The sequence below is a fragment of the Acinetobacter sp. GG2 genome, assembly GCF_000292385.1.
Classification (GTDB): domain Bacteria; phylum Pseudomonadota; class Gammaproteobacteria; order Pseudomonadales; family Moraxellaceae; genus Acinetobacter; species Acinetobacter seifertii.
On record NZ_ALOW01000027.1, the window covers coordinates 69,844 to 82,072 of the forward strand.

Consider the following 12,229-nt stretch of genomic DNA (forward strand, 5'->3'; position numbering starts at 1 on the left):
TCTTACATTTTGCCAATGAAGCACAGATTTCAAAAGATTAAGATAAAACAAAGGATGATTTAAAACTTAAAAATATGGAACAACATTTCCCTACCCTCCCTCCAGAGGTACCTCAACGTGGTAATGCTTTAAGTCGGGCATTATTTAAAAAACTTTTTTTGGCTCAAGGTTGGACTATAGAAGGTGAAGTTCCCAACTTTCCTAAAGCAGTAGCTATCATTTCTCCCCATACATCTAATATTGATGGCTGGTATGGTTTTCTTGCCATTTTTGGATTGGGTATTCAAATTACAGTACTAGGCAAAGACAGTCTATTTAAGCCACCGTTTAAACGCGCTCTAGATTGGGCAGGTGTTATTCCTGTAAAACGTGACTCTGCTAATGGTCTGACGGAACAAGTTGTTGCCACGATTCAAGACTATGACAAAGTCTGGATTGGCATGGCACCTGAAGGCACACGTAAGAAAGCAAAAAAAATGAAGAGTGGTTTTTATCATATTGCTGCAAAAGCCAATATTCCGATTGTGATGTTTTCTTTTGATTATGATCGTAAAACTATTCACTGCCTAGGACACTTAAATCCAAGTAGCAACTATGATCAAGATCTACAAAAGATTTTTGAGCGTTATAAAGGAAAAATGTCACCGAAAAATCGTAATTGGCTTGCGGAGCCTTTACAAAATCTTGTGAAAAAAACCTAGCAAAAATTGAACGAATCTGGTCTGATGAGCCATCTTAATTTATCTTGCCATAGATTGTTTTTTAAAGATGAAAATTGCTCAGTTTGCCAGTATCGGATTTATCTCTTTAGCCCTATTCGGCTGTGATAAGTTCAGCAAAACACCAACACCGACCACTTCAGTTAAAGCACGCGAACCAGTAATCGCACTTGCCTTAGGTGGCGGTGGAGCAAAAGGATTTTCACATATTGGTGTTATCAAGGTTTTAGAATCACATGGTATTAAGCCTAAAATTGTTACGGGTACAAGTGCCGGCAGTTTTGTAGGAAGTATCTATGCCAGCGGACAAACACCTTATCAACTCCAAAATCTTGCACTTAAACTGCAAGAATCTGATATTCGTGATTTAACGCTTAATCGCCAAGGTATTATTCTTGGGCAAAAGTTACAGGACTACGTGAACCGTAACGTTGGCAACAAGCCGATTGAGAAATTCCCAATTCGTTTTGCCGCGGTAGCAACTCGGCTTGATAATGGTCAAAAAACTGACTTCATTAAAGGTAATGCAGGTCAAGCGGTACGCGCGTCTTGTAGTATTCCAAACGTATTTGTACCTGCCACTATTGGTAATCAAAAATATGTAGATGGCGGATTAGTTAGCCCAATTCCTGTAAAAACAGCACGTGATATGGGTGCAGATATCGTGATTGCGGTTGATATTTCAGCACGTCCAGCAGGGAATCGCCCAGCGAATATGTGGGGATTGCTTGATCAAACCATTAATATTATGGGTCAACAAAGTATTAATGAAGAGTTAAAGCTAGCAAACGTAGTCATCCAACCTAAAGTCGGACACCTAGGTACACTCGATTTAAAATCAAGTAATGAAGCTATTTTAGAGGGTGAGAAAGCTGCTCAAGGTCAAATTCGTCAAATTGAAACTGCCATTGCGAATTTCAAAAAATCTCCTGCCGCATTTAAGCCAGCACCACGTCCTAAATTTTAATTGAGGTGGTTTTTTTCTATCCACACCTACCATCATCTGCTACAGTGGTAAAAGTGATATGAGATCACTTTTACCCATCATAAAGATATATAAAAGAGCAGATCTATGGAGTTTGTTGTAGAACCTTGGCACTGGTTTGTATTGGGTATCTTACTTATTCTTTCTGAGCTGATTATCCCTGCTTTTGCCGCTCTCTGGTTTGGTATTGCAGCCATTATGGTTTGCTTTCTCTATTGGCTATTTCCTGATATTAGCCTGACAACACAAATTGTATTGTGGATTATTTTATCGGTGCTGTGCACTATTCTTTGGTTCAAATTTATTAAACCATTGTCGATTGATAAAACTAAAGCGGGTTTACCTCGTGAAGCCACCATTGGGCAAATCGGTATGGTGATTCAGACCGAACTCGCTCATGACCAAATTATTGTTCGTTTCCCTATGCCTATTTTAGGGGCCGATGAATGGAACTGTCGAAGCACCACCCCTGTGAAAGTCGGTGATCGGGTTCGAGTCATTGATATTTCGGGTAATGACTTAATTGTTCAGCCCCACAGTACTTCATAAACATTAAAGATAAAGAGAGGTTATTTTCATGCCAGTTGGTACCATTATTGTTTTAGCCTTTTTGGCTTTTGTTGCAGTTACCATTTTTAAAGGGGTACGTATTGTTCCTCAAGGTTATAAATGGATTGTTCAGCGTTTAGGGAAATATCATTCCACGCTTAATCCGGGGCTTAACTTCGTTATTCCTTATATTGACGAAGTGGCTTATAAAGTTACCACTAAAGATATTGTGCTGGATATTCCATCTCAAGAAGTGATTACCCGTGATAATGCTGTATTGCTTATGAATGCAGTAGCCTATATCAATTTGACTACTCCAGAAAAAGCAGTGTACGGCATTGAAAACTATACTTGGGCAATTCAAAACCTTGTACAGACTTCTCTACGTTCAATTGTCGGTGAAATGGATCTAGATGATGCTTTATCATCTCGAGATCACATTAAAGCTAAACTCAAAGCTGCGATTTCTGATGATATTTCAGATTGGGGTATCACTTTAAAAACCGTAGAAATTCAAGATATTCAACCATCTTCAACCATGCAAGCTGCCATGGAAGCGCAAGCTGCTGCTGAACGTCAACGTCGTGCCACAGTAACCAGAGCTGACGGTGAGAAACAAGCTGCAATTTTAGAAGCTGATGGCCGTTTAGAAGCATCACGCCGTGATGCAGAAGCACAAGTTGTCTTAGCAGAAGCATCTCAAAAAGCGATTGAAATGGTAACAAGCGCAGTGGGCGATAAAGAAACACCTGTTGCCTACCTGTTAGGTGAACAATACGTTAAAGCAATGCAAGAGATGGCGAAATCAAGCAATGCCAAAACTGTTGTGTTACCTGCCGATGTTTTAAATACAATTCGTGGCATTATGGGAAAACATAATTAATTTAATTGCTTCAAATAAGTCATTGAAATAAAAACGGCGACAATCATGTCGCCGTTTTTATATTGAGTATTATTGGTTGTTTAATCTTTTCTGATCTTTCAAAGGGAGCTTTTTTACAACCAAGTCATAAGAATCGCGAATCAAATCTTGAAGTAAATCACGTGTTAAGTTTTTATGCGGAGTAATAGAGATCCAGTGTTTTTTATTCATGTGATACCCTGGAATAATAAAAGGATAAAGCTCTTGATATTCCTGACTTTTATATGGATCACATTTAACAGTAATCATTTTTGTGCCCGTTCCTTCCCCTACTAATAAAAACATCTTTTCTAAAATTTTAAAGACGTCGCATTCTGGACCAAAGGGTTGGCTTTGCTCACTAAAAGGAAGATTACGCGCAATATCTATTGCAGCTTGATGGAGCTGATCACCATTCATTCTTATCTCCTTTATTCATTCAATATGAATACAAGCAGGATTATTAATTTGATTTTATATTAGTTGGTACGGGCTAAAAGGAACTGTGAAATCTCAACTAACTCTTTTGCATTTTCACCAAAATGCGCTAAAGCCTCAAAAGCTTGGTCATGCAACTCTTTTGCATAAACCTGTGCTTGCTCAAGTCCCATTAAAGCAGGATAAGTCGACTTTTGTACTTGTTCATCCTTACCCGCAGTTTTACCTAGAGTTTCAGTGCTTGAGGTAATGTCCAAAATATCGTCTTGCACCTGAAAAGCCAGTCCAATCGCTTGTCCATACTGGCGCAATTTTGGAATTGCCTGATCCGTTCCAGAGAAAAGTGTCACTGCCCCCATCATAATAGCCGCCTGAATAAGCGCCCCCGTTTTATTACGATGGATATTTTCTAGTTCGTCTTGAGAAATTTGTTTAGCTTCAGCTTGTAGGTCTAAAACCTGCCCACAAACCATTTTAGAGCTGGCTGTTGCTAAAATTTGAATTTGCTTTAATACAATTGCAGCATCAGTTCCCTGCCCTTGCTCATCAAACAAACGGCTACCTAAAACCTCAAAAGCCATTGATTGTAAAATATCGCCTGCAAGTAAAGCCGTATCTTCACCAAATGCTACATGACACGTTGGCTGACCACGACGAAGCAAGTCATTGTCCATACAAGGCAAGTCATCATGCGCTAGCGAGTAACAATGAATAAGTTCAACTGCAACTGCAGCACGGCGAGCGGCAGCAAAATTTGGATTATCTTGTAAAGAAGCTGTGGCGTAACACAAAGCCGGACGAACACGTTTTCCACCAAGCATAACGGCATGGTGTACTGCGCTTTTTAAAGGTTCAGGAATTGAAAATGCAGCGAGTGTTGTCAATAAATCTTGTTGAATACGTTGTTGAGCTTGTTTTAAAACATCCGCATTAACTTGAGAGAGTGATGACACAGTCGCCTCGTAAAATCAGTAGAGAAATTTTATTAAATGTTATGAAACATTCGTGTACTACATCATACACGATTCGCTGTAAAAAGTGCGTGATGTGTTATGGATGCCACATGCAAAAGAGCCTCTCTATAGTAGAGAGGCTCTTTCATTTAAATAACTTTTAGAAACTGTCGCCCGGAACTCGAACCCAGCCTTCCATTAAGACACGTGCACTACGACTCATAATGGCTTTTTTTACCACCCATTGGCCATTTGCAAGTTCAGCTTGAGCACCAACACGTAATGTTCCAGATGGATGTCCAAAACGCACTGCTTCACGCTCTCCACCACCAGCTGCTAAATTTACCAATGTGCCCGGAATAGCAGCAGCAGTACCAATTGCTACAGCTGCTGTACCCATCATGGCATGATGAAGTTTACCCATCGACAAAGCACGAACCAGTAAGTCGACATCGCTTTCTGAAACGGACTTACCGCTTGAAGCTGTATAGTTTTTCGGCTTAGAGACAAAAGCAATTTTTGGTGTGTGCTGACGTGCAGCTGCTTCTGAAATATCTTTAATTAACCCCATTTGCACAGCACCATACGCACGAATTTTTTCAAAACGTGACAGCGCAGTTGCATCACTATTGATATGATCTTGCAACTCTGTACCTTGGTATCCTAAATCTTCTGCATTTAAGAAAATGGTTGGAATACCTGCATTAATAAATGTCGCTTGAAAACTGCCAATATCAGGAACATCTAGTTGGTCAACAACATTCCCTGTTGGGAACATATCGCCGCCTTCTTCACCATCATCGGCAGGATCTAAGAACTCAATTTGAACTTCAGCGGCAGGGAAAGTCACCCCATCCAGTTCAAACTCACCAGTTTCTTGAACTTGACCATTGGTAATAGGGACATGTGCAATAATGGTTTTCTGAATATTTTTTTGCCAGATTCGAACCGTGCATAGGCCATTTTCTGGAATACGATCTGCATCAACCAAACCATTTGAAATCGCAAAAGAGCCAACCGCAGCAGTCAAATTACCGCAGTTACCGCTCCAGTCCACAAAGGGCTGATCTATTGAAACCTGTCCAAATAAATAGTCGACATCATGATCTGGCTGGGTGCTTTTAGCCAAAATAACAGTTTTACTGGTACTTGAAGTCGCTCCACCCATTCCATCAATTTGCTTTCCATAAGGATCTGGGCTACCAATGACACGTAGTAAGAGTTGATCTCTTGCTTGACCTGCCACCTGAGCTCTTTCCGGCAAATCATCAAGTTTAAAAAATACACCTTTACTGGTTCCACCACGCATGTAAGTTGCTGGAATTTTAATTTGCGGTACTGAGCTCATATCAACTGTTATCCTTACTATTGTGTTTTTATATCTCGAAACAAACAGACTTGTTTAGTCATTCACTTCATCTTAAATCGTTTTGTGATCTAGAGATAGCGTTATGCTTTTATACATCAATCGTATTGACGCAGACTTATTTTGAGAATTTAGATTCATGCTCGCAATGACCGAATTAAGCAAAATCATGAAAAAAAGAGTCTATCAAAAAATATATTTTTAGAATATTTTTCAATCATTTTTGCATTATTAAAAGCAAGTTAATGATTTTAAATATTTTTTAGTGTTACTTTTCAGTCACCGCTTGTTAATTTGTAGTCTAGGCTAAAATAAATCCATCTATTAGAATAATTTACTTATTCATAGTGAGTGAAGACCTTTGACCAACGAATCTTCTACACTGCAACGAGGACTAAAAAATCGACATATCCAATTAATTGCTATGGGTGGAGCAATTGGTACCGGATTATTTTTAGGCTCGGCGCAAGTGATTCAATCTGCGGGACCATCCATTATTTTAGGATATGCCATTGGCGGCTTAATCGCATTTTTGATTATGCGTCATTTGGGAGAAATGATTGTTGAAGAACCTGTTGCAGGATCGTTCAGCCATTTTGCTTATAAATATTGGGGGAAATTTCCCGGATTTTTAGCTGGATGGAATTATTGGATACTCTACGTTCTGGTCGCGATGAGCGAACTTACTGCGGTAGCCAAATATATTAATTATTGGTGGCCTCATATTCCAGCGTGGACGTCTGTCTTATTTTTCTTTGTCGTGATTACGGCAATTAATCTAACAAACGTCAAATTTTATGGTGAGTCCGAATTCTGGCTCGCTATTATTAAAGTTGTTGCGGTTATCTCAATGATTATTTTTGGACTTTACTTGCTATTTACAGCAGATGTAGGTTCAAGCATTTCATTTAGCAACCTTTGGACACATGGTGGATTCTTTCCAAATGGCTTTAGTGGCCTGTTCTACATGTTGGCTTTCTTGATGTTCGCCTTTGGTGGTATTGAACTGATTGGTATGGCTGCGGCAGAAGCAAAAGATCCGAAAAAAACCATTCCAAAAGCAATTAACCAAGTTGTTTTCCGTATCTTGATTTTCTATATCGGTTCATTGGCAATTTTACTTTCATTAGTGCCATGGAACCAATTAGATCTTGGCGGTCTCGATAAAAGTCCATTTGTTATGATCTTTAGTCAAATGGGTATTGGTTGGGCTGCACACTTACTTAACTTTATTATTTTAACCGCTGCCCTCTCTGTTTATAACAGCGGGATGTTTGCCAATAGCCGTATGCTTTACGGTTTAGCTCAACAAGGTAATGCGCCAAAAATCTTCAAGAAAGTAAACAAACAAGGTGTACCTGTACCAGCAGTTTTGTTGTCTGCATTACTTATTTTTGGCTGTGTTCTTTTAAATTACTTTGTACCTGAAGATGCTTTAAGCCACTTAATGTACATTGTAGTTGGCGCATTGGTGTTGAACTGGGCGATGATCAGTATGACTCACCTTAAGTTTAAATCAGCAATGAAAAAACTCGGTCAAAAAACTCACTTCCCTGCACTTTGGGCACCATTTAGTAACTATTTGGTTTTAGGTTTCATTGCTGTTGTACTCTACATTATGTGGAGTCAAGGCTTTAAAGAGTCTGTAATGATGATTCCGATCTGGATTGTTCTTATGTTTATTTTGTTTAAAGTACTCAATGCTAAAGAACAATAATCTGAACATTTGTACTTAAAACATGAAAAAAGCCATTGTCGAGACAATGGCTTTTTTATTTAAGGCTCTAAGATTAAAACCATATTTGAATGTCTTTTAGAGCCACTGTTTCGTATCATCAGCCACAGGTGTGCCATGAATAACATGCATAATCATTGCATGCGCAATACTGCCTTTAAATGGAATTTCAGGTAATTGATCAAGTTTGAAAAATTGAGCATCACTCAGTTCTTTCTCCTGAATTTCAATTTCGCCCGCTTCATATTCAGCTTTAAAAGCCAACATTAAGTTACTCGGAAATGGCCATGGTTGACTCGCCAAATACTGAATATTCTTAATGTGCAATCCAACTTCTTCTAATGTTTCACGTCGAACGGCATCTTCTAGTGTTTCCCCTACCTCGACAAAGCCAGCGATTAAACTGTACATCTGGGTTGTATTTCTGACATTTTTAGCCAGCAAAATCTCGTTCTCTCCACGTGTAATAATAGTAATCACACAAGGGTTAACTCTAGGATATTGACTAAAACTACATGCTGGACAAGTCATAGAATATTCAGTCCTATGCTGCTGGGTTTTATGTCCGCAACGACTACAAAACTGATGATTACGACGCCACTCCAGTAACTGAAAAGCACGACTCGCCTGTTCAAACTGCGGTTTAGTCCAATACTGTAAGAGTTGGCGAATAGGTATGAACTGATATCCATTTGGTATAGGTTCACCTTCTTGGAAATCTCTTGCTATTACTTGAGGGTCTGCTTGTATATATAAATCATGTTCCTGCTGTTTAAGACAAGGCAAATTAAAATTCGCATCAACCAAAAGTTGTTGCTGCTGAAAAATATAAGCAATAGGATGGTTGTTGGTATTCATTTATATACTCGAGTGAAGAACCTTTCGACGGCCTCTATAGCTCCTTCAAAAGGATCAGACTTAAAACATATTTTTCAAAAATCTTACGCATACTGGCTAACATCTTCAATTTATTTAATTTGTATCTTTTTGATTAAAATCACATTTTATTCACGCATGCTATGCTTTTAAGTTATATCTATGACTTTATAGTTAACTGACCAGTGATGAACTTAGAAGCACTGCTTCACATAAAATTGATCTCTGAAAATTTAGACTAGTTTTAGTTCCATCTCATGAAGCAAAAATATGCGATTTGGTTTAATTCTGGGTGATCAATTAAATCACCAACTCGCAACGCTCAAGTATTTAAACCAGAATGAAGACATTATTTTGATGGCTGAAGTACTTGAGGAAACATCTTATGTTGCTCATCATCCACAAAAAATAGCGCTGATTTTTAGTGCAATGCGACACTTTGCAAAAGAATTAAAAGCACAGGGCTGGAAAATCCGTTATCACACATTTAAGCGCGAAAGTCATATAAAAAAGTTAGTCGACTTTATTGCTTTGCAGCAGCAACACTTCTCGGCAAATACTCTCGTCGTTACCCAATGTGGTGAGTATCGCTTACAACATGAAATCGATACTTCATGGTCTAACTCACTAAAACTACCTGTTATTTGTTTAGAAGATGATCGCTTCTTTTGTACCGTAGAACAATTCAAGCAATGGGCAAACAAATATAAAACGCTAAGGATGGAATACTTTTACCGAGAAATGCGCAAGCAAACTCACTATTTAATGCATGACCAACAACCCATAGGCGGGCAATGGAACTTTGATCAAGCCAATCGAAAAGCGTGGTCAGGCAATCCACCTTTGCCACCAAAATTAACCTTTGAGTATGATCAAATTGATATAGATGTTATTCAACTGGTCAAGAAAGAATTTTCTCAACATATGGGCAATCTCAATTCCTTTCAATGGGCAACAACCCGCCAAAATGCCTTACTTGCTTTAGACCATTTTATTTCTAACAACCTACCCCACTTTGGCGATTACCAAGATGCCATGGTTTATGGTTCAGATTTTATGTTTCATAGTCTGCTCTCGCCTTATTTAAATTGTGGATTGTTATTGCCACAAGAAGTGTGCGACGCTGCTCAAACAGCCTATTACAACGGACAGGCCCCCTTAAATGCAGTAGAAGGATTTATTCGTCAGATATTAGGATGGCGAGAATATGTGCGTGGAATCTATTGGTTATCTATGCCTAACTATAGCGATCAAAATACCCTTTATGCCAGCACGCCGCTGCCACAATATTACTGGACGGGTGATACAAAAATGGCATGTATGGCCGAGTGTTTCAGAAATACCTTTGAACATGGCTATGCTCACCATATTCAGCGTTTAATGATTACAGGCAACTTTGCGCTTTTAGCAGGTGTAAATCCATCAGAAATTTGCGAATGGTATTTAGCAGTCTATGTAGATGCTTATGAATGGGTCGAATTACCGAATACATTAGGCATGGCCATGTATGCAGATGGTGGCATCATGGCAAGTAAACCCTATGCTGCATCAGGTAATTACATACATAAAATGTCAAATTACTGTCAGCACTGTACATATAACGTCAAAACCAAAACTGAACCAGACAGTTGCCCATTTAACAGCTTGTATTGGTATTTTATGAGCCAGCATGAGGCCATATTTCGTCAAAATCCCAGAATGGCGATGGTATATAAAAACATTGATCGTATGAAAGATAAAGCTTCTGTCATGCAGCATGCAAAGTTACTTATTCATCAACTTGATGAGCTTTAAGATCATGAAAAAACAGCATCTACCTCAGAAAATATGTGTCTATTGTCAACGCCCTTTTGACTGGCGAAAAAAATGGGAACGTTGCTGGGAAGAAGTAAAATATTGCTCTGAAAGATGTAAACGACAAGCCCGCTCAAATAAGTAAATATTTCACCCGATTGTTTTAACTGATTCAACACTCCTCTTCATTGTTGAATCAGTTGTCTTTCAATTGATTATATTTGATAGTCTTAAGCATATTTATACTGACGAGAACAGTAAGCTCTTTCAACTTCTGGTGAACGTAATTGCTGATGCTTAGTTTTACGCCCTGCCATACGCTTGCGCCAGAGTTTGAAACTGCTCGATTTTAAGTTATATCTCATTAAACGAATAACTTCACTTTCACGCAAGCCATACTCTCGCTCAATTGCTTCAAATGGGGTTCGATCTTCCCATGCCATTTCAATAATTCTAGATAAGTCCTGTTCATCAATTTTTTTCATGTTATGACCTTTTAAATTATGCTGTAACCAAATCTGATTCTTTAACAAACAACCTTTCTGAAAATAGCTTCACTTACCCGATTGCTTGCCTTGAATGTTCTCGTGTTTTGCTTCAGATCATAGAAAGGCAAACATGAATTTTTTGTGATTTTTTTGCTTTATAAACTCTATTTTATATAAGACATAAACAGTTCTAAAACCTTTGAGTGGTTTAACTTTTTATTAACCACTATGACAAAATTTTTAATACCTAAAACATGAAAAAAGCCATTGCCTTAGCAATAGCTTTTTTGTTTATAATCATAAAATTATGCGCCCTTAGCTTAACTGGATAGAGCAGTTGCCTCCTAAGCGACCGACGTGGGTTCGAGTCCCGCAGGGCGCACGCATTTAATTAATCCTTCACTTCAGCCAGCAATGTTTCAGCTGCAAGTTTTCCTAAATTATTAGAAGCAAGCGGACTATCACCTGTTAATAATTTACGATCTCTATGACATTGTCCTGTAATGCCAGTGTTCAAAATCTTCACACCGAGTTTTTCAAGGTTCTCACCGACTAACCATGGTAAAGCTCCCGGCATATAACCGATATCAATATTTGCCCCCTTATCTAATGAATCAGGGAATACACAAATTTGATAATCTTTAAAAATATAATTCTCAGGCTGTTCATCTACTGCCGCAGCAAGCAGCGAAGCTGGACCATGACATAAAGTAATAATAAATTTGTCTTGTTCAATTGCCCATTTCAGAACTTTTTTGACATCCACGCTATGTGGAATCTTAGCTAAAACACCATGCCCACCCGGAATAAATACAGCTGCGTATAGTGAGTTTTTCCCCACTGCATTTTCTAAAATATCGGCAAGTTTTAGCGGATTTTTTAATTTATCTGCATATTTATGAAAAGTATCTAATACCACCTGCTCTTGCTTTGGCATTGCCCACATTTCAAGCTTGGCTGGATTACCGGAAAGTGTCGCAACGTCAATTTCAAAACCCGCATTATCTAAATGAAACATTGGCAAAAGCATTTCTACTGGATGGTTTCCGGTAGAAAAGAACTTACCGTTTTGCATCTGGATATAACGCTCATCGGTTGCAATCATTAAGACCTTTTTATTACCTGTATACGGCGTTGGGTAAGTCGTCCCGTCGTAATCTGTTTTAAGCGAAGTATATTGGCTTAGTGAGTATGGTGATGGGAAGAATGCATTATCTTCTGCCAAATCTGGGGTCGGATTTTTATCATTTGATGCTGGGGTATTCATTGTTACCATCCTTTAGAATTGAAGAACGAAATAACAGCTTTAAGCCAGTTATTATTTCTTAGTACATGTATATTTAGATCAAGAAACTGGTGCAACACGCCAATAGAATTTGGCAATTTTTATATAGAAATAGGCACAATTAATAATTATAAATTTCA

Annotated in this window: 13 protein-coding genes and 1 tRNA gene; 8 read left to right on the top strand and 6 right to left on the bottom strand. The window is 38.5% G+C overall.

All coding sequences use genetic code 11. From position 1 onward, the window contains the following. Positions 1-74: 74 nt before the first annotated feature. The 4 genes from B554_RS0105145 to B554_RS0105160 all read left to right on the top strand — a co-directional run bounded on the left by B554_RS0105145 (position 75) and on the right by B554_RS0105160 (position 3,136). Positions 75-701: a lysophospholipid acyltransferase family protein gene (locus tag B554_RS0105145; protein ID WP_019457210.1), complete on the top strand. Its 627-nt coding sequence runs from the start codon at positions 75-77 to the stop codon at positions 699-701. Between the two features lie 67 nt (positions 702-768). Next, positions 769-1,686, top strand: a complete 918-nt coding sequence (locus B554_RS0105150) for a patatin-like phospholipase family protein (protein ID WP_019457211.1) — start codon at positions 769-771, stop codon at positions 1,684-1,686. 105 nt (positions 1,687-1,791) lie between these two features. Continuing rightward, the gene (locus B554_RS0105155; protein ID WP_004705839.1) at positions 1,792-2,253 is read left to right on the top strand and encodes an NfeD family protein; all 462 of its coding nucleotides are present in this window, start codon (positions 1,792-1,794) and stop codon (positions 2,251-2,253) included. Between the two features lie 28 nt (positions 2,254-2,281). Further along, complete coding sequence (locus tag B554_RS0105160; protein WP_004705838.1) at positions 2,282-3,136, top strand: SPFH domain-containing protein; 855 nt, start codon at positions 2,282-2,284, stop codon at positions 3,134-3,136. 69 nt (positions 3,137-3,205) lie between these two features. On the opposite strand, the gene B554_RS0105165 is transcribed toward B554_RS0105160, so the two are convergent. The 3 genes from B554_RS0105165 to prpF all read right to left on the bottom strand — a co-directional run bounded on the left by B554_RS0105165 (position 3,206) and on the right by prpF (position 5,893). Then, positions 3,206-3,574, bottom strand: a complete 369-nt coding sequence (locus tag B554_RS0105165) for an MmcQ/YjbR family DNA-binding protein (RefSeq protein ID WP_019457212.1) — start codon at positions 3,572-3,574, stop codon at positions 3,206-3,208. A 59-nt stretch (positions 3,575-3,633) separates the two neighbouring features. Continuing rightward, positions 3,634-4,545, bottom strand: a complete 912-nt coding sequence (locus B554_RS0105170; protein ID WP_019457213.1) for a polyprenyl synthetase family protein — start codon at positions 4,543-4,545, stop codon at positions 3,634-3,636. Positions 4,546-4,705: 160 nt separating this feature from the next. Next, on the bottom strand, positions 4,706-5,893 hold the full coding sequence (prpF, locus tag B554_RS0105175; RefSeq protein ID WP_019457214.1) for a 2-methylaconitate cis-trans isomerase PrpF: 1,188 nt from the start codon (positions 5,891-5,893) through the stop codon (positions 4,706-4,708). Between the two features lie 379 nt (positions 5,894-6,272). Here prpF and B554_RS0105180 point away from each other — a divergent pair, with 379 nt between their 5' ends. Next, the gene (locus tag B554_RS0105180; protein WP_004705835.1) at positions 6,273-7,628 is read left to right on the top strand and encodes an amino acid permease; all 1,356 of its coding nucleotides are present in this window, start codon (positions 6,273-6,275) and stop codon (positions 7,626-7,628) included. 96 nt (positions 7,629-7,724) lie between these two features. Here the strand turns inward: B554_RS0105180 and nudC are convergent, their stop codons facing one another. Beyond that, positions 7,725-8,504, bottom strand: a complete 780-nt coding sequence (gene nudC / locus B554_RS0105185; RefSeq protein ID WP_019457216.1) for an NAD(+) diphosphatase — start codon at positions 8,502-8,504, stop codon at positions 7,725-7,727. 288 nt (positions 8,505-8,792) lie between these two features. Between nudC and B554_RS0105190 the strand changes: the two genes are divergently transcribed. Then, positions 8,793-10,316, top strand: a complete 1,524-nt coding sequence (locus B554_RS0105190; RefSeq protein WP_019457217.1) for a cryptochrome/photolyase family protein — start codon at positions 8,793-8,795, stop codon at positions 10,314-10,316. Positions 10,317-10,320: 4 nt separating this feature from the next. Further along, entirely contained in the window at positions 10,321-10,461 is a 141-nt protein-coding gene (locus B554_RS18510) for a DUF2256 domain-containing protein (protein ID WP_077162469.1), read from the top strand. A gap of 85 nt (positions 10,462-10,546) precedes the next feature. Here B554_RS18510 and B554_RS0105195 read toward each other — a convergent pair whose 3' ends face one another. Further along, positions 10,547-10,801, bottom strand: coding sequence for a TIGR03643 family protein (locus tag B554_RS0105195; RefSeq protein ID WP_004705831.1), 255 nt, complete (start codon positions 10,799-10,801; stop codon positions 10,547-10,549). Between the two features lie 312 nt (positions 10,802-11,113). Here B554_RS0105195 and B554_RS0105200 point away from each other — a divergent pair. Further along, positions 11,114-11,186, top strand: a tRNA-Arg gene (locus tag B554_RS0105200). Between the two features lie 9 nt (positions 11,187-11,195). Here the strand turns inward: B554_RS0105200 and hchA are convergent. Further along, positions 11,196-12,071, bottom strand: coding sequence for a glyoxalase III HchA (gene hchA, locus B554_RS0105205; protein WP_019457218.1), 876 nt, complete (start codon positions 12,069-12,071; stop codon positions 11,196-11,198). Between the last annotated feature and the right edge of the window lie 158 nt (positions 12,072-12,229).

Excerpts from the sequence above, each read along its gene's own strand:
- prpF (WP_019457214.1), bottom strand. The coding sequence starts at position 5,893 with ATGAGCTCAGTACCGCAAATTAAAATTCCAGCAACTTACATGCGTGGT.
- B554_RS0105150 (WP_019457211.1), top strand. The coding sequence starts at position 769 with ATGAAAATTGCTCAGTTTGCCAGTATCGGATTTATCTCTTTAGCCCTA.
- B554_RS0105195 (WP_004705831.1), bottom strand. The coding sequence starts at position 10,801 with ATGAAAAAAATTGATGAACAGGACTTATCTAGAATTATTGAAATGGCA.
- B554_RS0105155 (WP_004705839.1), top strand. The coding sequence starts at position 1,792 with ATGGAGTTTGTTGTAGAACCTTGGCACTGGTTTGTATTGGGTATCTTA.
- B554_RS0105190 (WP_019457217.1), top strand. The coding sequence starts at position 8,793 with ATGCGATTTGGTTTAATTCTGGGTGATCAATTAAATCACCAACTCGCA.
- B554_RS0105160 (WP_004705838.1), top strand. The coding sequence starts at position 2,282 with ATGCCAGTTGGTACCATTATTGTTTTAGCCTTTTTGGCTTTTGTTGCA.
- B554_RS18510 (WP_077162469.1), top strand. The coding sequence starts at position 10,321 with ATGAAAAAACAGCATCTACCTCAGAAAATATGTGTCTATTGTCAACGC.
- nudC (WP_019457216.1), bottom strand. The coding sequence starts at position 8,504 with ATGAATACCAACAACCATCCTATTGCTTATATTTTTCAGCAGCAACAA.
- B554_RS0105165 (WP_019457212.1), bottom strand. The coding sequence starts at position 3,574 with ATGAATGGTGATCAGCTCCATCAAGCTGCAATAGATATTGCGCGTAAT.
- B554_RS0105145 (WP_019457210.1), top strand. The coding sequence starts at position 75 with ATGGAACAACATTTCCCTACCCTCCCTCCAGAGGTACCTCAACGTGGT.
- hchA (WP_019457218.1), bottom strand. The coding sequence starts at position 12,071 with ATGAATACCCCAGCATCAAATGATAAAAATCCGACCCCAGATTTGGCA.